Source organism: uncultured Bradyrhizobium sp., assembly GCF_964252615.1.
Classification (GTDB): domain Bacteria; phylum Pseudomonadota; class Alphaproteobacteria; order Rhizobiales; family Xanthobacteraceae; genus Bradyrhizobium.
Window position 1 is genome coordinate 1 of record NZ_CAXUNQ010000062.1, and the last position, 25,081, is coordinate 25,081.

General features: G+C 63.5%; 19 protein-coding genes. 8 read left to right on the plus strand and 11 right to left on the minus strand.

Features of this window, described 5'->3' with window-relative positions; all coding sequences use genetic code 11:
• Positions 1–148: 148 nt before the first annotated feature.
• From rpoD to ACFE72_RS21620, 6 genes are all read right to left on the minus strand, one after another.
• Complete coding sequence (gene rpoD / locus ACFE72_RS21595) at positions 149–2,308, minus strand: RNA polymerase sigma factor RpoD (RefSeq protein WP_375415168.1); 2,160 nt, start codon at positions 2,306–2,308, stop codon at positions 149–151.
• Positions 2,309–2,541: 233 nt separating this feature from the next.
• Positions 2,542–4,557 (minus strand): DNA primase, encoded by a 2,016-nt coding sequence (gene dnaG, locus ACFE72_RS21600; protein WP_375415169.1) that lies wholly within the window; start codon positions 4,555–4,557, stop codon positions 2,542–2,544.
• 192 nt (positions 4,558–4,749) lie between these two features.
• Positions 4,750–5,142 (minus strand): gamma-glutamylcyclotransferase, encoded by a 393-nt coding sequence (locus tag ACFE72_RS21605; RefSeq protein ID WP_375415170.1) that lies wholly within the window; start codon positions 5,140–5,142, stop codon positions 4,750–4,752.
• Positions 5,143–5,190: 48 nt separating this feature from the next.
• Positions 5,191–7,713, minus strand: coding sequence for a PBP1A family penicillin-binding protein (locus ACFE72_RS21610; protein ID WP_375415171.1), 2,523 nt, complete (start codon positions 7,711–7,713; stop codon positions 5,191–5,193).
• 147 nt (positions 7,714–7,860) lie between these two features.
• Complete coding sequence (locus ACFE72_RS21615) at positions 7,861–8,688, minus strand: transglutaminase family protein (RefSeq protein ID WP_375415172.1); 828 nt, start codon at positions 8,686–8,688, stop codon at positions 7,861–7,863.
• Between the two features lies 1 nt (position 8,689).
• Positions 8,690–9,580: a transglutaminase N-terminal domain-containing protein gene (locus ACFE72_RS21620; RefSeq protein ID WP_375415184.1), complete on the minus strand. Its 891-nt coding sequence runs from the start codon at positions 9,578–9,580 to the stop codon at positions 8,690–8,692.
• A gap of 98 nt (positions 9,581–9,678) precedes the next feature.
• Between ACFE72_RS21620 and ACFE72_RS21625 the strand changes: the two genes are divergently transcribed.
• On the plus strand, positions 9,679–10,488 hold the full coding sequence (locus ACFE72_RS21625) for an N-formylglutamate amidohydrolase (protein WP_375415173.1): 810 nt from the start codon (positions 9,679–9,681) through the stop codon (positions 10,486–10,488).
• A gap of 40 nt (positions 10,489–10,528) precedes the next feature.
• On the opposite strand, the gene ACFE72_RS21630 is transcribed toward ACFE72_RS21625, so the two are convergent.
• From ACFE72_RS21630 to ACFE72_RS21640, 3 genes are all read right to left on the minus strand, one after another.
• On the minus strand, positions 10,529–11,143 hold the full coding sequence (locus ACFE72_RS21630) for a LysE family translocator (RefSeq protein WP_375415174.1): 615 nt from the start codon (positions 11,141–11,143) through the stop codon (positions 10,529–10,531).
• Positions 11,144–11,256: 113 nt separating this feature from the next.
• A complete protein-coding gene (locus ACFE72_RS21635) occupies positions 11,257–11,814 on the minus strand; it encodes a hypothetical protein (protein ID WP_375415175.1) in 558 nt (185 codons plus the stop codon).
• A gap of 80 nt (positions 11,815–11,894) precedes the next feature.
• On the minus strand, positions 11,895–13,304 hold the full coding sequence (locus ACFE72_RS21640) for an LVIVD repeat-containing protein (protein ID WP_375415185.1): 1,410 nt from the start codon (positions 13,302–13,304) through the stop codon (positions 11,895–11,897).
• 209 nt (positions 13,305–13,513) lie between these two features.
• Here ACFE72_RS21640 and ACFE72_RS21645 point away from each other — a divergent pair, with 209 nt between their 5' ends.
• Genes ACFE72_RS21645 through ACFE72_RS21655 form a run of 3 tightly spaced genes read left to right on the plus strand, consistent with a single transcriptional unit; the run spans position 13,514 to position 16,412 of the window.
• Positions 13,514–14,689: an ABC transporter ATP-binding protein gene (locus tag ACFE72_RS21645; RefSeq protein ID WP_375415176.1), complete on the plus strand. Its 1,176-nt coding sequence runs from the start codon at positions 13,514–13,516 to the stop codon at positions 14,687–14,689.
• Positions 14,686–15,597, plus strand: a complete 912-nt coding sequence (locus ACFE72_RS21650) for an ABC transporter permease (protein ID WP_375415177.1) — start codon at positions 14,686–14,688, stop codon at positions 15,595–15,597. The genes ACFE72_RS21645 and ACFE72_RS21650 overlap by 4 nt, the downstream gene beginning before the upstream one ends.
• Entirely contained in the window at positions 15,597–16,412 is an 816-nt protein-coding gene (locus ACFE72_RS21655; protein WP_375415178.1) for an ABC transporter permease, read from the plus strand. Before ACFE72_RS21650 ends, ACFE72_RS21655 begins: the two co-directional genes overlap by 1 nt.
• A gap of 125 nt (positions 16,413–16,537) precedes the next feature.
• Here ACFE72_RS21655 and ACFE72_RS21660 read toward each other — a convergent pair whose 3' ends face one another.
• Positions 16,538–18,478: an AsmA family protein gene (locus ACFE72_RS21660; RefSeq protein ID WP_375415186.1), complete on the minus strand. Its 1,941-nt coding sequence runs from the start codon at positions 18,476–18,478 to the stop codon at positions 16,538–16,540.
• A 209-nt stretch (positions 18,479–18,687) separates the two neighbouring features.
• On the opposite strand from ACFE72_RS21660, the gene ACFE72_RS21665 reads away from it, so the two are divergent.
• Positions 18,688–19,428 carry a CoA transferase subunit A gene (locus ACFE72_RS21665; protein ID WP_375415179.1) on the plus strand — a complete coding sequence of 247 codons (741 nt, stop codon included), beginning with the start codon at positions 18,688–18,690 and terminating at the stop codon, positions 19,426–19,428.
• The gene (locus ACFE72_RS21670; RefSeq protein ID WP_375415180.1) at positions 19,428–20,078 is read left to right on the plus strand and encodes a 3-oxoacid CoA-transferase subunit B; all 651 of its coding nucleotides are present in this window, start codon (positions 19,428–19,430) and stop codon (positions 20,076–20,078) included. The genes ACFE72_RS21665 and ACFE72_RS21670 overlap by 1 nt, the downstream gene beginning before the upstream one ends.
• Before the next feature lie 139 nt (positions 20,079–20,217).
• On the opposite strand, the gene ACFE72_RS21675 is transcribed toward ACFE72_RS21670, so the two are convergent.
• On the minus strand, positions 20,218–23,424 hold the full coding sequence (locus ACFE72_RS21675; RefSeq protein ID WP_375415181.1) for a PAS domain S-box protein: 3,207 nt from the start codon (positions 23,422–23,424) through the stop codon (positions 20,218–20,220).
• 347 nt (positions 23,425–23,771) lie between these two features.
• Here ACFE72_RS21675 and ACFE72_RS21680 point away from each other — a divergent pair, with 347 nt between their 5' ends.
• Complete coding sequence (locus ACFE72_RS21680; protein WP_375415182.1) at positions 23,772–24,155, plus strand: phasin; 384 nt, start codon at positions 23,772–23,774, stop codon at positions 24,153–24,155.
• Between the two features lie 246 nt (positions 24,156–24,401).
• Positions 24,402–24,836: a phasin gene (locus ACFE72_RS21685; protein ID WP_375415183.1), complete on the plus strand. Its 435-nt coding sequence runs from the start codon at positions 24,402–24,404 to the stop codon at positions 24,834–24,836.
• Positions 24,837–25,081: the final 245 nt, after the last annotated feature.

A 25,081-nucleotide genomic window follows, 5' to 3' on the forward strand; every position in this document is an offset into this window, starting at 1 on the left:
CGGGCATCCACGTCTTTCTTTCTTGATGTGGAGCAAAGACGTGGATTGCCGGGTCAAGCCCGGCAATGACCCAGAGATATGTGCATGCCTGCGCGAAAGCGGGGTCCCCACCTGCGCTGCGTCCGCGGCGCGAATGCTTCCGCCTAGACTAGTTATCCAGAAAGCTCCGCAGCTTCCGCGACCGCGACGGATGCTTCAGCTTCCTCAGCGCCTTGGCCTCGATCTGGCGGATGCGTTCGCGGGTGACCGAGAACTGCTGGCCGACTTCTTCCAAGGTGTGGTCGGTGTTCATGCCGATGCCGAAGCGCATGCGCAGCACGCGTTCCTCGCGCGGGGTGAGCGAGGCCAGCACGCGCGTGGTGGTTTCGCGCAAATTGCTCTGGATCGCGGCGTCGATCGGGAGGATCGCGTTCTTGTCCTCGATGAAGTCGCCGAGATGGGAGTCTTCCTCGTCGCCGACAGGCGTTTCCAGCGACAGCGGCTCCTTGGCGATCTTGAGGACCTTGCGCACCTTCTCCAGCGGCATGCCGAGCTTTTCGGCCAGCTCTTCCGGCGTCGGCTCGCGGCCGATCTCGTTGAGCATCTGGCGGCTCGTGCGCACGATCTTGTTGATCGTCTCGATCATGTGCACGGGGATGCGGATGGTGCGGGCCTGGTCGGCGATCGAGCGCGTGATCGCCTGCCGGATCCACCACGTCGCATAGGTGGAGAATTTGTAGCCGCGGCGGTATTCGAATTTGTCCACCGCCTTCATCAACCCGATATTGCCTTCCTGGATCAGGTCGAGGAACTGCAGGCCGCGGTTGGTGTATTTCTTGGCGATCGAGATCACCAGGCGAAGGTTGGCCTCGACCATTTCCTTCTTGGCCTGGCGTGCCTCGCGCTCGCCCTTCTGCACGCCGTGCACGATCTTGCGGAATTCGCCGATCTCCAGGCCGGTCAACGCCGCGAGCGACTGGATCTCGTGGCGCAGCTCCTTGATGCGGTCCTTTTCGTGATGGACGAAATTCTTCCAGCCCTTGGCCGACAGTTTGGAGACGCGGTTGAGCCAGCGCGGATCGAGTTCGGAGCCCTGGTAGTTCCGCAAGAAGTCCTCGCGCGCCACGCCGTGGCTGTCGCCGAGCCGCAGCAGGCGGCCTTCGAACGACACCAGCTTCTTATTGATGTCATAGAGCTGCTCGACCAGCGAATCGATGCGGGCCTGGTTGAGCCGCAGCGACTTCACCTCGACGATGATCTCATCCTTCAGCTTCTTGTATTTGCGCTCTTGCGAAGGCGACAGCGATTCGCTCTGCAGCTGGTTGGCGATGTCCTGTTCCTGCAGGCGGCGCAGCTTCTTGTAGTTGTCGGCGATCTTGTCGAAGGTTTCCACCACCTTCGGCTTCAGCTCGGCCTCGATGGCCGCGAGCGACATCTGGTTCTCGAATTCGTCGTCGTCCATGTCGGATTCGGCGGCGGATTCGGCCGGATCCTTTTCGACCTCGGGCTCGGCGGCGGGCGCCGGACGGAACGGGGTCGGCGATGGCGGCGCCGCCGGCGGCGCGATATGCGAGGGCGCGGACACCTTGGCTTCGCCACTGGCGGCAGGCATGGCGTCGTTGCCATTGGCGGCCGCGGCCGGCTGGCCGTCGGCGCCGAGCGGTGCGGCCAGCATCGCCGGGTTCATGTTGTTCTTGGCGTCTGGGCCGGCGTAAGTCGCTTCCAGATCGATGATGTCGCGAAGGAAGATCTTTCCTTCGTTGAGCTCATCGCGCCAGATGATGATGGCCTGGAACGTCAGCGGGCTTTCGCACAGCCCCGCGATCATCGCCTCGCGGCCGGCCTCGATGCGCTTGGCGATGGCGATTTCGCCCTCGCGCGACAGCAGCTCTACAGTACCCATCTCGCGTAAATACATGCGGACGGGATCGTCGGTGCGCTCGCCGGGCTCCGACTTCTTGACTTCGGTGACGGCCTTTTGCGTGACCTCGACCAGTTCGTTGTCGGTCTCGTCTTCGGCCTCTTCCTTGGTTTCTTCCTCGCTATCGGCTTCCTCGGCCTCGGAGACGTTGATGCCCATGTCCGAGAGCATCGACATGATGTCTTCGATCTGCTCCGGCGAGGTGGTGTCCGACGGCAGCACTTCGTTGAGCTGATCGAAAGTCACAAAGCCGCGCTTCTTGGCCTGCTTGATCATCTTCTTGACGGCGGCATCGGACAGATCGAGCAAGGGCGACGGCGCGTCCGGGGAATCCTTTTCAGGGGCGTCGGTGGCCTTGTCGTCCTTTTCCTTGTCCTTCACCTGCAGCGTCTTTGCCTTGCTGGCCATTCATTGCTCCTGAAACGCGCTCATGCAGGAAACGTCGCCGCGCCCGCTTTGAATCTTGTGTCTTTCTCGACGCGGAAAGGGCGGCGCAAAGGTTCGCCACCCCGAATCTGTCTCGCCGGTTTTCGCTACTTAGCCCGAAGGGAATTAAGCTCCGATTAACCCTGTTTTTGCAGCCAAACCATGGGTTTGGCGAGTCTTTTCGCGGGTCGGCTGCCGCCGTCCGCATGATTCTTTCACATGCTGCGCTGGAACCGGCCTGACTGCTCGCCAAAACCCTCAATCAGGGCCTCGGTGCCGTCCATGGATTCCAGCCGGACGCTCACATCCTTGAGCCAGGCAAAATTCGCCTCGGTTGGCTCCTGGCTGAGAGCCAATTCCGCATCTTTCCTCTCTCTAAGTAAGGCGTGTGCCTTGTGATGCAAGGCAACCAGCTGATGCCAAGTGGAAAGAACATCGCCGGTTGCGGCGCCGGGTTGCGCCGCCCACACGTCCTTGGTCGTCACCGCGCGTTCAACTATCTGAATTTGCTTGATATATCCCGATTTTTCGAGCGTGGCGCGCAACCGCGCGGTTTCCGTTACGGGATCGTCGGCGTGAGCGTAATTGGCATAGGCCGCGATGATCCCCGCGCGTAATTTGTGGGCCTCCGGATGCGCCAGTTCCAGCGCCGCCACCTCTTCGAGATGGTCGTGCAGCAGCCAGGGATGATTGATCAGTGATTGCAGAATCAGCGCCTCGCGACGCGACATCGCGCTGCGCTGGCCGCGCATGATCGGGCTCAAGGCAAGCTGCGGGCTGGCGACCTGGTAAGGCCCGCGGTTGATGGTCTGGCCGCTTTGCTGGCGCCCGCGCGGCTCGAATCGTCCCGCTGCTCCCGGCGTGAACGAGCCGCGCGGCTGCGATCGTCGGCCTGATTCGCCGCCGAAGCTGCCCGCGCCGCCGCGATATAAGCCGCGGCCGTAATTGCCGCGCGCGCCCTCAGGGGCAAACGCCCGCTGCAGCCGCTCCGCCAGATCCTGGCGGTAATAACGCCGCACCACTTCATCGCGAATGCCACTCGTGAGCTCGCCGATCCGCGCTTCCAGCGCCGCGCGCCGCTCTGGGGTCGCATACGAGCCGCCTTCCACCTCGCGTGACCAGATCACGTCGGCCAGCCCGCGCGCGGCCGATATCACTTCCTCGATGGCGCTATGTCCGCCGGAGCGCGCCAGATCGTCCGGATCCTGTCCTTCCGGCAACAGCGCAAAGCGCAGACTCTTGCCGGGTTTGAGATGCGGCAGCGCCATATCCGCGGCGCGCCACGCCGCCGTCCGGCCGGCCTTGTCACCATCGAAACACAGGATCGGCTCGTCGGCCATTTTCCACAACAGCGCGAGCTGATTTTCCGTCAATGCTGTGCCAAGCGGGGCGACGGACGCGGTAAAGCCGACGCCGACCATGGCGATGACGTCGACATAACCTTCGACCACTACCAGCGCCGCGCCGTTATGCGTCGCAAGCCGCGCGGGCGCCAGATTGTAGAGGTTGTCGCCCTTGTGAAACAGCGGTGTTTCCGGCGAGTTCAGATACTTTGCGCCGACATCCTTTTCCAGCGCACGGCCGCCGAACGCGATCACCCTTCCGCGCAGGTCGGTGATCGGAAACATCACGCGGTCGCGAAAGCGGTCGTATGGTACCGGGATGTCATCACCGTGATAAAGCAAACCCGCCTCGATCATGTCCTCGACGGGAATGCCGGCGTTGCCGAGATGCTCCTTGAGCGCAAAACGCTCGTTTGGCGCATGGCCGATTCGAAACTGCAACTGGACCGCAGGCGAAATCGCGCGGTCGCCGAGATAGCCGCGCGCCTTGGCGCCCGCGCGCGACGCCAGCATGGCGGCGAAGAATTTCGCAGCGAGTTCCATCACGTCATACAGTGTCTTGCGGCGCTGCTCGTTCCGCGCGGCGTCCGGGGTAACCGCCGGCAGTGCCAGTCCCGCCATCGACGCCAGCCGCTCCACTGCCTCGGTGAAGCCGACGCCCTCGGTCTCCATCAGAAAACTGATGATGTCGCCGTGCTTGCCGCTCGAGAAGTCGTGATAAAATCCCTTCTGGTCGTTGACTGTAAACGACGGAGACTTTTCCTGCTGGAATGGCGACAGGCCTTTGAACTCCCGCCCGGTCTTCTTCAACTTGACGCGCCGGCCCACGACTTCCGATACCGGAAGCCGGGCGCGCAGTTCATCGAGGAATTGGGGGGTAAAGCGCATGCGAGATTCTGTATGAGTCGCCGGTGGGTGCCAAGCAATGAGCGATATAGGGACGGCGGGAGGAAATATCAGGATTGGCGGCTTTATGCCGGATATACACAGGACGGGTAGTTAAGGCGACCGTTATCATCAATGCGGGGCTGATCCCGCATGCAGGAGAAGGCCAAGCTGACGAAGCGCGCCTGATGCGCTCTATGGCTCCAGGAACCGCCCCGACGTGATCCGCTTCAGTTTCGCCACCGGCCGGTTGTAGACATAGGTCCATGCCTCGCTGACCGTCCCGTCGTCGAGCGTCACAGGGAGCACCTGCCGCAGGTATTGCGGCGAGGCCGTGCCCGGCCCGCAGCCTTCATAGTCGTCGAAAGTGGCGAGCGATACTTGCGGCGCGCGCAGGCGAACCAGTTCACCGAATACCACGTCGTTTGCCTCGTCCGACAGCACGAGGCCGGGATAATGCTTCACCATGTAAAGCCGGCCCCGGCAGCGCGCTGCGCCGACAAAATCGGCGCTGCTCGACAGCAGTTTTGCCATCGGGTGATCGAAGCCGCGCATCAAGGTACCATAAACGAAGAGATGATTTTGCATGTGGCCTTGTACATCGTCATGGCCGGGCTTGTCCCGGTCATGACGATGTTACATGTTTCGCCAGATTCCGATCCGCGCGGATCTCGCTTCATCTTCCGCAGCGAGCAATTCGGCGGGGGCATCGGGAGTGGCGCGGGCGCCGCCATTGCTCAAAATGATTTCAGACAAATTCTGTCCATCCACATTGCAGCGATACCGCTCCGCGGTCGGCGCGCCGACGCACACAATCTCGCGTCTTCTCAAGAACTGCGCCAGCGCGCGCAACGCGCGTCGATTGTCATCGCCGATGATTCCTTCCAGTTGAAACCGGCGGCCGCGGATCGCCAGCGTCGCGGTATCGATCACATCCGCTACCCCTCGCGCGGCGGCATCGGAATTTGCAGGTGACGATGCCGGCGCTCCCTCGACCGGACCGCCGTCGGAACTCCGCCTCGCCACTTGCGCGGCCGGCTTTGAGATGACGGCAAGCGCGCGCGTAACAAAATCGTGCCAGATACTGGCGGGAAGATCGCCGCCGGTGACCTTGTTGGTCGAAGTATTATCGTCGTTTCCGGCCCATATGCCGACGATAATGTCGGGCGTAAACCCGATGAACCACGCGTCGCGATATTCCTGCGTGGTGCCGGTCTTGCCAGCGACCGGGACATTGGCAATCCGCGCCGCCTTTCCGGTGCCATCGCTGACCACCGCCTGCAGCAGGTCGAGCATCATCGCCCGGCTGGCGCCGAGCTGGCCCGAAACTTCCGCGCCGGCATTGGGCTTGGTGTAGAGCGCCTGCTGCGAACTCCCGGCGATCGAGCGGATCGAATAGGGCTCGAGCGACTGCACCCCCGCTGCGACCGAACCGAACGCCCGCGTCATTTCCATCAGGCTCACTTCCGCCGATCCCAGCGCCAAGCTAGGCACCGCCGGCAACGGCGCCTGCACGCCCATGCGCTTTGCGGTGTCGATGACGGCGGGGATGCCGACTTCGTCAGCGAGCTGGACCGCAACGGTGTTGACCGAATGCGCGAACGCGTTGCGCAAGCTCATGCTGCCGCGAAAACCGCCGCTGTAGTTTTGCGGCTCCCATTCGCCGATCTGGGTCGGCCGGTCGACCACGACGGACTGCGGCGTGTATCCCCGCTGCAGCGCCGTCAGATAGACGAACAGCTTGAACAGCGAGCCGGGCTGACGTTTTGCCTGCACGGCGCGATTAAACTGGCTGGTTTCGTGGTCCCGCCCGCCGACCAGGGCCAGCACGGCGCCGTCTTTCCCGAGCGCCACCAGTGCTGCCTGCGAGACTTTTTTCTTCGCACCTTCCTGCTCCAGCCGGCGCTCGATCACGCCTTCAGCCAAACGCTGCAGTTCCAGATTGAGCGTGGTGCGCAGCGTCAGATCGCCGGACGACGAACCCAGGATGCGGCGAAGATCGCCGGCCACCATGTCGACGAAATAGTTGGTGCCTGGCGGGGTCTCCGGCGGCGTGCGCAAATTGACCTTTTGCGTACGCGCGGTTTCAGCCTCCGCGGCCGATATCGCTTTGACGTCCACCATGGTCTGCAGCACGGTTTCCTGCCGCTCCTTGGCGCCGCCGAAATTGCGGGTCGGGGCCAGTTGTGATGGGGCGCGCACGAGGCCGGCAAGCATCGCGGACTCCGCCAGTGTGAGTCCGCTCGCCTTCGTGCCGAAATATCGCCTGGCGGCAGCATCGACGCCATAGGCGCCGGCGCCAAAATAAGCCGTATTCAAATAACGCAAGAGGATCTCCTCCTTGGTCAGTTGGCTCTCCAGCCAGATCGCAAGCAACGCCTCCTGGGTTTTCCGGCGAAAGGTCCGTTCGGGAGACAGAAACATCAGCCGGGCAAGTTGCTGCGTGATCGTACTGCCGCCTTCCCGGGTGCCGCCGGCCTGCGAATTGCGCCAGCCCGCGCGTATGATTCCTCGGATATCCACACCCCAATGCTGGAAGAATCGCCGGTCCTCGATCGCGATAATCGCCTGGACCAGATGCGGCGGCAGGTCCTGCGCGGTCAGTTTGTCTCCCTTGAATACGCCGCGCGTAGCGAATGCCTCGCCCTTGTCGCTCTCGATGGTTACCGCACTCTGGGTCGGCTCGGCCTGCAGGCCGCCGCCGATTGGCAGCGTGGCAATGCTGTACAGGATCAGTCCCAGCAACAGAAACAGAACGACGGCGATCGATGCGGCAAGATATCTGGCGCGGACCGTGCCGAGACGAAAGCGCGGCCGGGACCGGTCCGATTTCGAACCGCCGCGCATCGCAGCAAAACGAGATGTCAGACCGACGTCGGGCCACCGGATGTTCGCAGCGGAAGAGGCCAGTCTGGCTCCCAGCTTCGGCCATCGGTTGCTTGCGCCGGCCGCCGCAGCGGCGAGCGCCGAGCGCCAGTTCCTCAACGTAGTCATTGCTCGGCTCGAAACGCCGCGCGCGGTGGCTGCAACGAGGACCGCAATCTGCCGCGCCAGAGTCCGCAGCGAAGCCCAGACCTGGCCCGGCGTAACGGCCGGATCGTCGGCCAGCCTTGCATCCCCCTTGAGATCGGCTTCGGATTTTTCGTCGAAAGCGGGCAATTCCGTCTCCGATGGGAGCAACAACCGTCCGCGCGGAAAACGGATCATCGACGATTTTAGCGGAATTCGGCGTCAGCGTTCAACCGGCCGCGTCGTATTGGAACCGCCGATGGTTCCAACCAACGCGCTTCGCCGCAAGATGCAGCCTCACGCCGTCACTACCTCGTCGCTGATGACGACAAATTTCACCAGGTCCATCCGGCCAAAGCTCGTGGTCAGCGCCACGTCGGCGGCGTCGCGGCCGGTGCCCATCAGGATACGGCCGATCCGGGGATGATTGTGACGCGCGTCAAAGGTGTACCACTGGCCGGACAGATAGACCTGAAACCAGCCGGAAAAATCCATCGGCGCCGGGTCGGGCGGGATGCCGATGTCGCCCATATAGCCCGTGCAATAGCGCGCCGGGACGTTCATGCAGCGGCAGAACGTCAAAGCAAGATGCGCGAAGTCCCGGCAGACGCCGGCGCCCTGCTCGTAGACGTCATGGGCCGATTTCATGTGATGGGCGTGCTGATAACCGAAGGTGACGTGATGATGCACGAAATCGGTGATTGCGACGACCCGCGCCCAGCCCGGCTCGGTGTTGCCGAACAGCGACCACGCGACGTCGGTAAGCTTGTCGGTCTCGCAGTAGCGGCTCGGCATCAGATACAGCAGCAACTCATCCGGCAGTTGATCGACCGGAACCTGCTGTGCAGCCGGATTGACGACGTCGGGAAGGCCGGAATCGCGCACCAGCGTGCTGCCGCGGAAGGTCACGCCGCCCGCGGGCGCGGTCAGGCGGCCGCAGACATTGCCGAAGCTGTCGCGATAGAAGCCGATCGGCACACGGGCGCCGGCCACGTTCGGCTCGGCCACGACGCTTTCAGTGCCGACGATGTCGGAAAAGCGTGACGGGTGAATGTTGAGCATGGTCACCATCGGCGTCGGATTAATGGCGTAGTAGCTCAACTCGAATCCTACCCTGATCTCCATGTTACACTCTCGCCCCTTCACCCGCTGAAACCACGTTGATACTGACGTCCATGCCGACAAAGGCATCGGCGGAGCCTAGATAGGTGCCGTGCAGCGGAATCGCCTGACGCGGATCCCGCGCCACCGCGACGCGAATCAGATCGCGGCTGCCGACGATGCCGTTGGTGGGATCGAACTCGATCCATCCCGCGCTCGGCAAATAGACCTGCACCCAGGCATGGGTCGAGCCGCCGCCGACATAGCCGTGGGCACGGTCGCCATGCACGAACAGATATCCCGACACAAAACGCGCGGCGATGCCAAGCCGCCGCAGCGCTTCGATCATGAACAGCGCATAATCGCGGCAGGTGCCGGATTTGGTCTGCAAGGTGTCGAGCGGATGCTGGGTGCCGTGTTCATGGCGCTTGCGATAGGTGAACGCCTTGCGGATGCCGTGGGTCATGCCGCTCAGGATATTGAACGTCGGCGTCGGTCCCTCCGGGTCGAGAAAATTCCGCGCCCATGCCGACAGTTGGCCGTTCGGATCGCCGTATTGCGGAGCGATGAATTCCCGCAGGTCCAGAATCTCTTCGTTGTCGTAGAGAAACGGATAGAAATATGCCGGGTCGTCGGGGGTCAGCGCGAATGCATCGGCCGGATTATGCTCGATGGTCGCCGTGCTGGAGAACGACAGGGTGTCGGAACGTTCGTCGAAAGTCGCGATCGCCACGCTGTTGCCGAACACATCGTGGATCCAGCGCAGCGACATCGGCTCGGGATCGATCTCAAGCTTGCCGTCGAGCACGCGCAGATCGTGGCCATCGCGCGGGCGCAGCATGATGCGGTGTTCGCCGAACGCCACCGGGTGCGTATAGCGATATTCGGTCTTGTGATGGATCGTCAGTAGCGGCATCGTCGAAGCAATCATCGTGACTTTATACGATCTAATCTATACCGATCCCTGCTCAATCCTAGATCGGTATGCTGCTTCGTTAGGCAACGAGTAGAGAAATGGCTTTGAACAGCGCGGGAGACACACCATTACTCTTGGGAGCCGCAGAGGTTCCGCCGGTCAGGGAAGAAAATCCGGCGGGCCAGTCGCCATTTTTATTGACCTGCGATCATTACGGCCGGCTGATTCCGCCGGCGCTGGGCGATCTCGGGGTATCCGCAAGCGATCTGCAGCGGCACATCGCATGGGATATCGGAATTGCCGGCGTTGCCGAGCGGCTCTCACATCATCTCGGCGCGCATCTGATCGCGCAGCGCTATTCGCGGCTGGTGATCGACTGCAATCGTCCGCCCGGCGTTGCGAGTTCGATCCCGATTCTCAGCGAAGCGACGGCGGTGCCCGGCAATGAAGACCTGACGCACGCGGCCGCCGAAGCGCGACGTGGCGCGATTTTCGAGCCTTATCATCGCCGCATCGCGGAAGTCATCGACCGGCGCCGGCGCGACGGCCTGCCCACCGTGCTGGTGGCGTTGCACAGTTTTACGCCGGTGTATGCCGGGGTAGCACGCCCTTGGCACATCGGCACGCTCTATCATCGCGACACAAGTCTGCCGCCGCTGCTGCTGCAGCTATTGCGTGGCGAAGGCGATCTGGTGGTCGGCGACAACGAGCCCTACGCGGTCAACGACGAAACCGATTACACCATTCCGGTCCATGGCGAGGCGCGCGGGTTGATGAATTCCGGCATCGAAATTCGCCAGGACCTGATCGCGGACCAGAACGGGCAACGGCAATGGGCGGATCGGTTGGCGCGGATTTTTCGCGAAGTCGAGGCGACGTTGATCACGCCGCGGGCGTCGCACCTGTAGCCCCGCTTGCTTCACTTCCCCCGTTTGCGGAGAGGGAGAGTTACCGCGCCCTTGTCAGCGCCAGCCAGATACCGCCGCCGATCATGAAGCCGCCGGAGACGCGCGACACGAACCGCGTGCGCCGCGCAGAAAAGAAATGCCGAACGCGACCTGCCGCGAGCGCGTAGATCGCGTCGGTCATTCCGGCAATGACCATGAAGGTGACGCCGAGCAGGGCCACCTGCGAGGCATGGTCTTTGCTCATGTCCATGAACTGTGGAATGAACGCGCCGAAGAACACCAGCACCTTTGGATTGGACAGAAGCACCAGAAGACCTTGCAGAAAAAACCCGCCGCGCGGCGGCGGCGGCGCTTCGGCATTGACGCCCTCGACCGGGAACCGGATCAATTTGAAGCCGAGCCACGCCAGATAGGCGGCGCCGGCAAAGCGCACCCAGTCGAACCAGTAGCCCATGGTCGCCATCAGCGACGTCAGACCGACCGCGACGATGCCGATCACGATCGCAAGTCCCGCTTGCGCGCCGGCGATGTTGATCAGCGCCGCACGGGCGCCGTGGCGCAGGCCGTTGGCGATGATCAGTGTGACCACCGGCCCTGGCAGCAGCGCCAGCGCGATGCAGGCGGCGACAAAGGCGAGGTAGAGTTGCAGGGACATGGGAATATCATCGTCATGGCCGGGCTTCGTCCCGGTCATCTACGTCTTATCTCAATCTGGTGTTGATCAAAAGACGTAGATGCAGGACGTGCGCGGGCATGACGGTGAGCTTTTCAGCGGCTGTCCAGCGCGGCCGTCATCCATCGCCATACGTCATCCTTGCCGAGAAAATCCAGCACTGCGTGTTGCAGGCGTGAGCCCGGGGATCCGCGTGCGGCGGCGACCACGAGATCGCAGCGCCGCGATAACGCGATGCCGAGTGCCGCCTGCCGCGTGCCGTCCGGCATCTGCAGGCTGTAGCTTCGCATGCGGCCGGACACGTTCGCGAGTTGAACCGCCCGGCCCGCATCGTCAGCGGCGAATTGAGGGCTGATCAGGTCGAGATCGGCGACGCGATCAACCTCGTCGTCATCGGCGACGCCGACATCGCAATTGCAGAAGCCGATCTTCGGCCGCACATATAACTCGATCGGCTGGCCGCATAATGCAGACTCGCAACGAAATGCCCGCCCCGCGGGCCAGCCGTCGCGTGGAAACGGCCAGGCGATCTCGCGCCACCCGGCAACGGCGGGTCCTGCGCCGACCCAGGCGGCGGCGCCGGACAGCGTGGCAATTACGGCGACTAATCCGATCAGCAGGCCTTTACGCATCCGGCCTGGCGTTGGCCCCACGAGCGACCCCTCATCCGGAGGTGCTCGCCGTTCCTTACGGCGAACCTCGAAGCTGACGGGTTGCGTGTGGTAATGGTCGCTCATTGCAAGCCCGCGACAGCGCGCGCCGCACCGCTCAGTTCCAGAATATGCAACCCGGTATTGGCGCGGTCGACGATATAGATATAGCCGCGTTCGTCGGTCTCGACATTGTTGGTCTGGATCGCAACCTTGCATCGCTCCCGGCCGTCGACGGTGACGCAGCGCTTGTCGGTCGCCGCCGTGATCGAGGGAATGAAGTAACCGACTTCCGCCGGATGATACGGATCGCGGATGTCGAGCGCGCGGACGCCGGCATTGAAGAAGGCGATGAACGCCATTTTCTTGTAAAAGACCGGCGCCATGCTTTCGTTGGACGAATGCGCGCCGAACCGCCCGCCGCGTTCACAGAACGCGCCGCTCGCTTCCGGCACCGTATAGCTCGAAATCATCATCGGCCGGTTCTCGACCGTGACGTCGGCAAACCACACCATCTGCCGCGGCTCGCTGCATTCGTTCAGGATCGCCTCATCGACGATCATCACGATATCGCGCGTCTTGCCGTCCTTGTCCTTCGCAAACTCCGCGATCGGCATCTGCTGCATTGGAAACGTCGTATGGGCGCCGTTAAATGCAGACATCGCCAGCCGGGAGATTTCGGGAAAGCGCAGATTGTCCGGCGTCGGCTCCTTGGGTCCGTTGAGGAGCTTGTCGCGGTCAACGATTTGCAGAAAACCGCCCTTGTTGGTGCCGTATCCGAAATAGACGCGGTTGCCCTGCGCGCCGGTCGAAATCGGTCCATGCAACTCGGTCGGCACCGCCCCGGTGGCGCCGGGTTCCTGCCCCGGCAGGCCGAAGTCGCGGATCTTCTTGGGGTTAGCCGGATCACTGAGGTCATAGACCTGGGCCATGCGGCGCGTGCGCCAGTCCGGTGCGCCGGACACCAGGAACGCAATACCGGTGTCGCATTCCCACCAGTTCTTGTGGGTGTCCTTGAGGCCGCCGAGCCGCGTGATCAGAACGGGATTAGCCGGATCGGCCACGTTCCAGATTTCATGGGCCTCGCCGCCAAAAGTTCGCAACATGTAAACCGCCGAGCGGTCGCCTTTGGGCAGCGCGTTGCCGTCGCAGATGCGCACCATCTGCGCGCCCCCGGCCTCGTATTTGCCGTCCTGCCCCGGGATATGGCGCAGATATTTCGGCTGCGTCGGGTCGGTGACATCGACGATGGAGGTGCCGTTGGGCTCGGCTTTCCCGGTTTGCGGATTGACCGGGGCCGCAATCTCGTCAGTGCCGCCGTGATGTCCAATATAGGCGATCCAGCGCTCGCCCTGATGATGGATCGTGGGCTGGTAGGCGCTGCGTGCCTGCAGATCGCTGGTTCCGACCAGCTTCATGTTGGATGCTTCGGGCGGCGCGCCGATCGCCTGGCTTTGCGCGCTGGCGCCGCAGGTGCCGGCGATGAAAGACATCCAGAAACACCCCGCCAGCTTGAAACGCCCAGTCATGATTTCCATCCCGCTAACCCGAACCAATCTTCGTTGGCTGATCGGCAACGTATCATGCCGAAATATGGAGCAAAAGCACGAGCATCCACATATTGTGACGGTCCGGCCCGCGCCGTGGTTGAGCCGAAGCCGATCCCTCGCTAGCGTGCGCCGATACCGGGCCGGCTGGAATCATGACCGAAGACACAACCCTCAACGCTTCGCCTGCGAAGGATCCGGCGAAAACCGAGCCGCCCGCTGCTGCCTTGGACATGCCGATGCTGCGCATCGAGGGCGTGGTAAAGCGTTTTGGCGGCTTTACCGCAGTCGACAAATTATCGCTCGACATCAGGGCCGGCGAATTTTTCGCGCTGCTCGGCCCATCCGGCTGCGGCAAGACCACGCTGCTGCGGATGCTAGCCGGGTTCGAGTCGCCCGATGCCGGAAGAATCCTGCTGAACGGCGCCGATATCGCCCAGGTGCTGCCGCATCGGCGGCCGGTCAACATGATGTTCCAGAACTATGCGTTGTTTCCGCATCTGTCGGTGCGCGACAACATCGCGTTCGGACTGAAGCGCGCGAACATGCCGCGGCCGGAGATCGACACCCGCGTCGCGGAGATGGTCGCACTGGTCAAGCTCGAAGGACTGGAAAATCGAAAACCCGACCAGATTTCCGGCGGCCAGAAGCAGCGCGTCGCGCTGGCGCGGTCACTGGCACGGCGGCCGCAGGTATTGCTGCTCGATGAACCGCTGGCAGCACTTGACAAAAAACTGCGAGAAGGCACGCAAACCGAATTGATGGAACTGCAGCGCCGCCTCGGCATGACCTTCATCATCGTCACCCACGACCAGGAAGAGGCGATGACCGTAGCCGACCGCATCGGCGTGATGGATTGCGGCCGCCTCGAGCAGGTGGCGACGCCGCGGCAACTTTACGAAGCGCCGAATTCGCGCTGGATCGCCGAGTTCGTCGGCGACATCAACATGCTGGAGGGGCAGGTCGAATCGCGCGAGGCGCATCGCCTGACCATATCGACCCGCGATGCCGGCACAATCGTCGCCGCAGAGCCACGGCAGCCGCTCAGCAAGGCCACGATCTGCGTGGCAATCCGCCCCGAGAAAGTAAAATTGTCGCGCCGCGGACCCGTCTCCGATGCCAGTTCGACTCCGATCAACCGGCTCGAAGGCGTGGTCACCGAGGTCAACTATCTCGGCGGCCTCACCACCTACAAGGTCAAGCTCGATACCGGCGCGACGCTTCGTGCCTCGATGGCCAACACCGCGCGGCTCGACATGGACGCCTACAATGCGAGCCAGCGCGTGACGGCATGGTTCGCGCCCGACGATTGCGTGGTGCTGGAGCAATGAGCGCCCGCCGCATTTTTGCGCGCCCCGCCCGCTTCGCGGCAATCGCGCCTTATCTGTGGTTGGTGCTGTTCTTCCTGGTGCCGTTCGGTTTCGTCCTCAAGATCAGCCTGTCGCAGACCGTGATCGCGCAGCCGCCTTATCAGCCGCTATTCGATCTGACCGCGGGTTGGGCGGCGATCAAGGCCGCCTTCGCGGCGCTGGCGCTGGATAATTTCAGGCTGTTGATTTCGGACAATCTCTATGTGCTGTCTTATCTGCGCAGCATCGTTGTCGCGCTGATCTCGACCGCGATTGTGCTGCTGATCGGTTATCCCATCGCCTACGGCATGGCGCGGCTGCCCCAACGCTGGCAGGGCGTGGCGATGATGCTGGTGATCGTGCCGTTCTGGACCTCCTTCCTGATCCGCATCTACGCCTGGATCAATATCCTGCAGCACGACGGACTACTCAACACAACCCTGCTGGCGTTGCATATCGTGTCCGCGCCGGTGGTGTGGCTGTCCACCGACAGCGCGATGTATCTCGGCATCGTCTACTCATATCTGCCGTTCATGATCCTGCCGCTCTATGCAACGCTGGCGAAGATGGATCCGGGGCTGCTGGAGGCAGCCAGCGATCTCGGTTCGTCGCGAGCCCAGGCGTTCTGGCTGGTGACGTTTCCACTGTCGCTGCCGGGCATCGGCGCCGGCGTACTGCTCTGCTTCATCCCGATCGTCGGCGAATTCGTGATTCCCGATCTGCTGGCCGGTTCCGACAGCATGATGATCGGCCAGACGCTGTGGCTGGAATTTTTCACCAACAAGGACTGGCCGATGGCGTCCGCCGCCGCGGTGGTGCTGCTTATCCTGCTGCTGGCGCCGCTGTTGATCTATGACCGGCTGCAGCGCCGCCAGTTCGAGCCACGCTGATGGCAAGTTCGCTCAAGAAGCTCTCGGCGTTCAACATGACGTCGCTGGTGCTGGGGCTGGCGTTTCTATACCTGCCGATCGTGATCCTGGTGATCTATTCGTTCAATGCCTCCCGGCTGGTGACGGTTTGGGGCGGCTGGTCGACGCGCTGGTACAGCGAATTCTTCAACGACCGCGCGATGCTGGATGCGGCCTGGATGAGCCTGCGCGTAGGCGCCGTGTCGGCCAGCGCGGCGACCCTGCTGGGCACGCTGGCGGCGGTCGCGCTGTCGCGCGGCGAAGGTCTTCGCGGCCGCACGCTGTTTTCCGGCATGCTCTATGCGCCGCTGGTGATGCCGGAAGTCATCACCGGGCTGTCGCTGCTGCTGCTGTTCGTCGCCATCGATGCCGAACGCGGGTTCTGGACCGTCACCATTGCCCACACCACGCTGACCATGTGCTTCGTCGCCACGGTGGTGCAGTCACGCCTGAGCACGCTCGACCGCAGCCTGGAGGAAGCCGCGATGGACCTTGGCTGCGATCCCGCCGCAGCGTTTGTCGCGGTGACGCTGCCGCTGATCCTGCCCGCAATCGCCGCGGGCTGGATGCTGGCGTTCGCGCTGTCGCTGGATGACTTGGTGATCGCAAGCTTTACCACCGGCCCGGGCTCGACGACGCTGCCGATCCGGATCTATTCGGAAGTGCGGCTCGGCGTGAAGCCGGAGATCAACGCGATCTGCACGCTGATCATCGGCGGAATCGCGGCGGTCATCGTCGCAGCATCGTTCGCATCGAAACTGTCGAGCGCGCGCGGCGAGAGCGCGGCGCCGTTGTAGAGCGATACACCGCCAACACGTCGTCTATGCATGCGAAATCCTCGTTAAGCACGCCGGCAGACATTTTTCGCAACCGCCGGCATCGGTGGCTATGGGTCCCTCTTCGCGGGGGGCGACGCGGAGTGCTAATTCCCCTTCGGCGCCTCGGCTGCGGGCGCGCTTGCGGGAGCCGGCGCTTCCGGCGCGACCTTCTGTCCGGTGAAGCGTTCGATCACCGAGCGTACCGCATCGCGGGTCTTGCGGTCCTTGACGGCGTCGAGCAATGGCGCGGCACCTGGCGAGCGTCGGATCAAGCTTTCCGGATCTGGAAAGATCAAGGGATCGTCCCACGGCCCCTGCACCACAAACGGCAGGTCGAAACCGGGCTGCGCGTTCGCCACCGAAGTCAGGCTGGCGACGCCTTTGAGGTCGTATTCGCGCGCCGGAACCGAGGCGGTGCCGGTCAGCGTGATCCGCGCCGCCGGGCCTTCGATGCGTACGTCTTCGGCGGTGGCGGTGCCGTCGCTGAATTTCACCGCGATGGTCATGGTATCGTACGGGGTCGAACCAGAACGGAAATTGCCACCGCCGGACAGCGGCCGCCGCTCCAGCCGTTTCAGCAACTGCTCGACATTGAAACCCGAAATCGACCCGTCATGGCCGGCAAGCAAAGCGGTGCCGCCGAGCGATTGCGCCAGGCCGAACGGACTGCTGCCGGTGGCCTCCAGCGCCACATTGAGATTGCCGCGCCCCGAGAGCTTGGTAAGGCCGAACAACTCGCTGGCGCATGACAGCAGGTCGACGTCGATGAACTGAAATTGCGCCCTGATGTCGGCGACCGCGTCGGAACGCGCGATATTCAACGAACCCTTGGCGATGCCGCCATACATCTGCGCCTCGCCAATGCTGAGCGCCAGCGTACCGCCGCGCAGATTGGCGCCGAGCGCGGTGCGGCCTAGCGTCGATTTTCCAACCGTGACTTTTGCCGCCGACAGCCTCATATCGAGATCGGTGCTGGTCAGCGCATTGAAATCGAACAACTGCCGGTTCCAGTCACGCTGGGCGCCGGCGAGCAGGCGCACGGTCGAAACGTAAGGAGTAAAGTCGAGCACGCCGGCCGCGAGCGTTGCCTGCAGCGCCTGGCGGCCGTTGTTCGAGTAGGTCATCACGCCTTCGGCAACATTGCCGTCGAGTTCGATATTGACATTGGTCAGCGCGATCGATGGGCCCACCATATTGGCGCGCGCCCTCAAGGCGAAGCGGCCGAAGCCGCCGGTGCCGGCGGGCGACCCCTGCCCGGTCCAGCGCAACGCGTTGCGCAGCGACGTCGAGTCGGCCGTCAGCGTGCCTTCCATCAGCAGGCTGGTGCGGTTGGCGGCCGCGCCGTCGAAGGCGACTTTCAGCGGCGGGCTCGAAATCCGCGCCTTCAGGCCGGAGCGTTCGCCGGACAGGGCGGCGATGAAGTCGCTGACGCTGATGCTGCCGTCGACGCGCTCGCCGCGCCAATCGAACTGCCCGGTCGCCGCAAAGGAGCGCGAGATCGACGGCCATGCCAGCGACAAGTCGATATCGCCCACGGTTTCCGACGCGTGGTTGGCGGCGTCGTCATAGCTGAGCACGCCGTCCTGAATTCGAATCTCGGAAAACGACAGCTGGTTGTCGGCGCCGGGCTTCATGGTGCGCGTCAGCGTATCGATGAACGGCGTCCAGTTGCTCCCGCCGTCAGCCGCGCGAACGACGCGGATATGCGGGCGCAGCATCATCACATCGGCGATTTCGAAACGGCGCAGCAACAGCGGCAGCAGCCGCAAATTCGCGGTCAGGACATCGACCGACAGCGCAGGCTCGCCGGCACCGCCACCTTTCAGTCCGACGTTGTGAAATGACACATAGCTGCCGGGAAATACCGAAACGTCGATACTGCCGTTAACGACCAACTCCAGTCCGGTGACGGCGCGGATCTGCGCTTCCACCGCGGCACGCAAGGCGTCCCGGTTGAGAAACCAGGACATCGCGACCAGGCCCAGCAGCGCCGCTCCAAGCAGCGCCGCAATCGGCATCCCCAGGCGTTTCAGTCCTTGGGCCATCGTCAATGACATATCCGGATTTGGTTTGAAGTCGAGTTCAGGTTGAAAAGTCGGGCAGGACATCCCCGCCCGCCAGCCTCCGCAACTTGATGGGTTTTCTTGACGCTTTCAAGGCTGTGTTTGAAGCCTCGGGGCGGCAAATAGCCGTCATTGACGCGCTGCAAAGATTTCGCCTAATAGTCTTTTCCCTTCATCAGGTCGCATTCGCCATGAACAAGGTCTACCCCGACGCCAAATCGGCACTCGACGGCATTCTCAAGGACGGCATGATGATCATGTCCGGCGGTTTCGGCCTGTGCGGCATCGCCGAGACCCTGTCGGATGCGATCCGGGATTCCGGCGTCAAGAATCTGACCGTGATCTCCAACAATGCCGGTGTCGACGGCATCGGATTGAGCCGGCTTTTGGAAACGCGGCAGATCAAGAAGATGATCTCGTCCTATGTCGGGGAGAACAAGCTGTTCGCGCAGCAGTATCTGGCCGGCGACCTTGAGCTGGAATTCAATCCGCAGGGCACGCTGGCCGAGCGCATCCGCGCCGGCGGCGCCGGCATTCCGGCCTTCTACACCAAGACCGGCGTCGGCACCTTGATCGCCGAGGGCAAGGAAGTGAAGGAATTCGACGGCGAGAAGTACCTGATGGAACGCGGGCTGTTCGCCGATCTGGCCATCGTGCACGCCTGGAAAGGCGACACCGCCGGCAACCTCGTGTACCGCAAGACCGCCAGGAATTTCAATCCGATGATGGCGACCGCGGCGAAAGTGACCGTCGCCGAAGTCGAACATCTGGTGCCGGCCGGCGAGATCGATCCGGACCACATCCATACCGCCGGCATTTTCGTCAAGCGCATCATCGAGGTCGGCACCGGCAACAAGCGTATTGAATTCCGCAACACCCGCCCGCGCGCCGACAAGACGGCGGCCGCGGCGGCGACAGGGGAGGAAGTCTGATGGCCTGGACCCGCGATCAGATGGCCGCGCGCGCGGCAAAGGAATTGCGCGACGGATATTACGTCAATCTCGGCATCGGGATTCCGACGCTGGTGTCGAACTATATTCCGCACGGGATGGACGTCCAGCTGCAGAGCGAGAACGGCATGCTCGGCATGGGGCCGTTTCCCTACGAGGGCGAGGAGGACGCCGACCTCATTAATGCCGGCAAGCAGACCGTCAGCGAGTTGCCTACCACCAGTTATTTCTCCAGCGCCGATTCCTTCGGCATGGTACGCGGCGGCCATATCGATCTGTCGATCCTGGGCGCGATGCAGGTGGCGCAGAACGGCGATCTCGCCAACTGGATGATTCCGGGCAAGATGGTCAAGGGCATGGGCGGCGCGATGGACCTGGTGGCGGGCGTCAAGCGCGTCGTGGTCGTGATGGAGCATTCCGCCAAGGACGGCCCGAAACTCTTGAAGAAATGCAACCTGCCGCTGACCGGCGAGAAGGTGGTGGACATGGTGGTCACTGATTTGGCGGTATTCACCATCGACAAGCACGGCAAGGACGGCATGGCATTGATCGAGCTCGCCGAGGGCGTCACGCTGGACGAGGTGAAGTCGAAGACCGAAGCCGATTTCAGGGTGGCGCTGAAGAACGCGTGAGCATTCGTAGGGTAGGCAGGACGAAGCGTCGTGGCCGCCATCCGACTGAAATTTCAACGTCGAACCGGTAATGGTGGGCTCGCTCTCGGCGCGCGTTTGTGCGGCCGTCGGCTCTGCCCGCCTTACAATGCGCGGCGCATCACGCCCGCGCCATCGTCGGTCCGAACGTCACCTCGATCAGCGTGCCGGAATGCCCGCCCGTCTTGATCTGGAACTGGGCGCGGTTGGCCTCCACCAGCGCCTTGGTCAGCGACAGGCTGACGCCCGAGCCGGAGCTCTGGTCCGCCGGCGCTTGGGTCCGGAACGGCTCGATGGCGGCGGCGACTTCGTCGTGGAGTCCGAAGCCGGTATCGCGGACCCGCAGCACCACCTCGCCGAAATCCGACAGCGCGGTGGAGACGATGACCTGGCCGCCGGCCTTGGCGAAATGGATCGAATTGCCGATCAGATTGAGCGCGATCTGACGCAGCGCGCCGGCGTCGGCGACCACCGGCGGCAGCGTATGCGCGAGCGAGGTGCGGATGATGATGCGTTCGCGATTGGCCTGCGGCTGCATCGCCGCGACGCACTGCTCGATTAGATCGTTGAGGTTCTGGTTGACGAAGGCAAGGTCGAGCTTGCCGGTTTCGATTCGTGACAGATCGTTGAGGTCGTTGATGATGGCGATGACGCGCTCGCCGGAGGCGCGGATATCCTTCATGTATTCGACATAGCGCTCATTGCCGAGCGCACCGAAGCGCTCGTCGATCATCACTTCGGAAAAGCCGATAATGGCATTGAGCGGCGTGCGCACTTCGTGGCTGATCCACGCCAGCACGTCGGCCTTGGCATTGACCGAGCGGTCGGCCGCCCGACGCGCCTGCAGCAGTTCGGCCTCGCTCCGTTTGGTCTGCGACAGGTCGCGGAACACCGCGAAGAAATTCGGGCTGTGCGGCTGCGTCCGTCCCATGGTCATCGACAGTGCAATCAGGCCGCCCTCGCGCACCCGGCCGAGCACCTCGCGGCCGTGATCGAGCAGGCTCGCCAGCCCGTCGTTCCTGATGCTTTCGAGATAGTCCTTGACGACGCGCCGGCTTTCCGGCGCGAACAGCTCGGCCAGATTGCGCCGTACCAGATCGTCGCCGTCATAGCCGAACAGCGCCTCGGCGCTGCGGTTGCATGAATTGAGGTTGCCTTCGCCGTCGAACATCACGATGCCATCGGCGGTGGTATCGAGAATGGCACCGAGTTCTTCGGCGTTGGCGTGGCCGACCGCGGACGGCGCGGGCGCCGCAGCGGCTTCGGGCTCGACGCGCGTGCTGCCGCAGATCAGGGCGTGCGCGGCTTCGCCGTCCCATGAAATCGTGAAAAGGCGGGCGCCGGTCGCCGACGGCGGCGCGTGCCCGGCGGATGCCTGGGTGGCGGAAATGGTGACGGAAGTGCCGGTGTCCGACGTGCTGCTGGCGCTGGAAACGCCGGGCTCGACCAGCAACGCGTCAAGGCCGCCGGCCTCTTCCAGCGCCGCGAGGCTGCCGTATCCGACGGACGCCAGAAAGGCCGGGTTGGCGTAGAGCAGGCGGTCGAGCCGGTAGATCAGCACGCCGGTGGGAAGCAGATCGAGCAATATCCTGTCACGCGCGGTCTCGCCGCGCGGCGCCGGTTCGGGGCGCGACAGCCAGTCGGGATGCTCGCCGGCCGGTTCGGAGCGTTCGGGCACACGCGGCTGCTCGACAACCGCTTCGAGCGGATCGGAGAAGGGTTTTTCCGGACTCTCGTTCTCGAGCCGCGCCGTCAATTGCCGCGCCAGTTCGTCGAACGCATTGTTTTCGACCGGCGTCAGCGCCGGCGATTTCGGTTCGTTCATCTGCCGAAACGGCAGGACATTCCGCGGGGATTCCAATTGATTGTCCACTTGGTTTTCCAAATCTGTTTGGCGTGAAGTCTCTGGTGCAATCGAGGCGGGCAATTCGGCAACGCCGCCTGGCGGTTCAGACGGCGCGGAGCTGTCGGCGGCGGGGGCTTCTGCAGCAGGATCCGCCTGCACGGCGTCGGCGGAAAGCGGCAGCGGCGCCGGCGGATCGCTGAAGAACTCGGTACGGCGCAGCGCGTCCAGCCGCTCCAGGCCATCGACGTCGCGGCAGACGCCGAAGCCCCGGTAGCCGACAAAATTGCGCGCGCGGCCGAACATCGGCAGTCCCGATAATTCCACGCGCAGATGCTCGCCGCCGTCGACCGGCCAGTTCAGCGCGATACCGCTCCAGGTGTCGCGGGTAGCGACGGCATGGGCAACGCGGCCTTCGGGATCGAGGCCGAACACCTCCGCAATCTCGTCCCAGTGCCGGCCGAAGCTGGAGGCGGTGCGCGCGCCGATCAGGCGCGTGAATTCATCGGAGCCGAGCAGAAAGCGGCCCTCGGCGTCCATCTGCCACACAAAGCGCAGCGGATGCCGGCGCGGATGCGGGCCATCCACCCATGACGGCGCGGCGATCGCGTCGGGGGGCCGCGGATCAATGGTCTGCAGCCGCGGCGGCGGCTCCGTCGGCGAGGCGACGACGGGCCGCGCCTGGTTTGCGGGCGCTTCGACCGCGCCCGCGGCGGAGGGCTCGTCGGCAACGGCCTCGATGAAGGCGGACGGTTCGTCGTCATGGCTGCCCACGGGCGGCGGTGTCTCCGCTGCGGCAAGGTGGTCCGCCGCCGGTTCAGGCGCCGGCTCGACCGCATCGATCAGGGCAAACTCGGACGGCGCTTCGCCGGTGGCCGCAGGCTCTTCATCGTCAGGCGTCGGCTGGTCCATCGCCGCAAGGTCCGGCTGAGGCGTCGGCGCGATCTCCGCATGCTCCGCTGATTCGGGCAACGGCTCGGCCCTGAAATGGCCGGCGGCCTCGACGGCTTCGGCAGCCGGCTCCGCGACGGCGGCGCAGGAGCGATCCGCAACGGGGCGCTGTGGCGGCCCAACGGACGCGTTCGGTGGCACGGCATCGATCCGCCGCAGCTCCCCCGGCGAGAGCATCGCGACCACCAGAATGCCGGCGCCGCCGTCGGGAAAATCCAGCCGCGCGCAGGCGCAGGTCGCCAGCGTGCCGAGCGATGCGCCGAAGCCGCGCAGCCGCTCGAGCCGCGCGGCACCGCTCGGCAGCAGCCGTCCGGCGAGGTGCGCTACTTGACGCCGATGGACATCGGCGGGGCCGAAGGTCCTGGCGGCGAGTGCGGCGGCACTGGCCGCGCCGAACAGTCTGGCGCCGACCGGATTGGCCCACAGAATCCGCGTGCCATCCGCCGACCACAACAGCACCGGCAGTTGGCTCGCGGCATGCACCGCCAGCCTTGGATCGCTCACACCCCGCAACTTGAATTCCACATTGTCCATCGGCACTGCATGACTGATTGGCTGGCATCGGCATGCCGTCAGAACTCAACGGCCAAAGAATGACAGGCTTAACGGATCGTTAGTATCGCCCCTTGCCCCATCAGGTCCACGGTGCAGCCGATGCGAAGACCCGTTAAGCCGCGATAACCTTAATTTGCGCGCCGGCGTTGAACTCCCGGCACCGCTGCGGCGTTGCTGTCGCAAACAAAATCGATGGTCACGACAGCGAAAACTGGCTTGCAGACGTCGACATTGTGGCGCGCCTGCGGCTTCATTGGCCGGTGCTTGATGTGGGCGGACGGGGAATTGGACCGGCGGCGCCCTGCGAACGCAACCAGGAGTGGATCATGAGCGAGCATGAACGCGACCGTTTTGAAATTCCGAAGGACATGCGATCGATGGCCGAGGCCAACTTCGATCAGGCCCGCAAGGCGTTCGAGGGTTTCCTCTCCAGCGCGCAGGAGACCGCGGCCAAGATCGAGGGACAAGGCGCTATGGTTCGTGCCGGGGCCAAGGACATCAGCACCAAGGCGATTTCCTACGCCGAAAAAAATGTGGCGGCCTCGCTGGACTATGCCCAGCAACTGCTGCACGCCAAGGATCTGGCCGACGTGATGCGGCTGCACAGCGAATATGTACAGACCCAGATGCGCGCGCTCGCCGAGCAGGCGAGCGAAATGGGCCAGATCGTCGGCCGGGCGGCAATGGAAGCGGCCAAGCCGAAACCCTGAGCGGGAAGCGTTCAGGTTGATTTAAACGGTCTTATCGGCTGCAACGTGCGTTGCGGCGGGGCTGCTATGCGGCATTGCAGCTTAAATCGCGTTGCAATGCACAAAATTGCCATGTTAATGGCGTTAAGTGTGAGAGCCCCAAAGTGGGCTTTCCGTGATCCTATCTGACGATCCAGCCCTCCTTGGAAGGCTGTTGCCGTTTGCAGGGGTCGCACTGATTTATCCCCATGCAACAAGGATTCCAGCATGTCGAGTTCGACCGATCCCTTCTCCGCTTCCGTCATCCCGTTCCAGGCACCCGAGCAGATCCGCGCCTTCGCCGAGAAGGGATTGTCGCAGGCCCGCGACAGCTACGCGAAATTCAAGGACGTCGCCGAGAGCCACAATGGCACCATCGAGGCGGTGTTCGGCTCCGCCGGCAGGGGCGCCAGCGAATACTCCGCCAAGCTGCTCGAGTTCATGCAGGCCAACACCACCGCGACCTTCGATTTCGTGCAGGAAATGCTCGGCGTGAAGTCGTTGCCGCAGGCCGGCGAACTCTGGACCGGCTATACCCGCAAGCAGTTCGAAACCCTGGCCGCCCAGGCTAAGGAACTCGCCGAACTGACCAAAAAGATCGCCACCGAAACCGCCGAGCCGATCAAGGCCAGCGCGTCGAAACTGTTCACGCCCGCCGCCTGATCGCGGGTTTGCAATAACGGAACGCCCGGGCTCGCGCCCGGGCTTTTTGTTACCGGGTGTCGTCCCGGCAACGCCGCGCCTCGCCAGAGCTCCGCGCCGCATCGCGCCCGGGAAACGGAAGGCTGACATTGCCGGGCTCGACCCGGCAATCCATCCTGTTTCGCGAAAGCCTTTTGCCAAGAGCGATGCGGGTCAAGCCCGCGGTTGACGCAGTGTGGGTAGCGGCGTGTTGCGATATCGCGCTC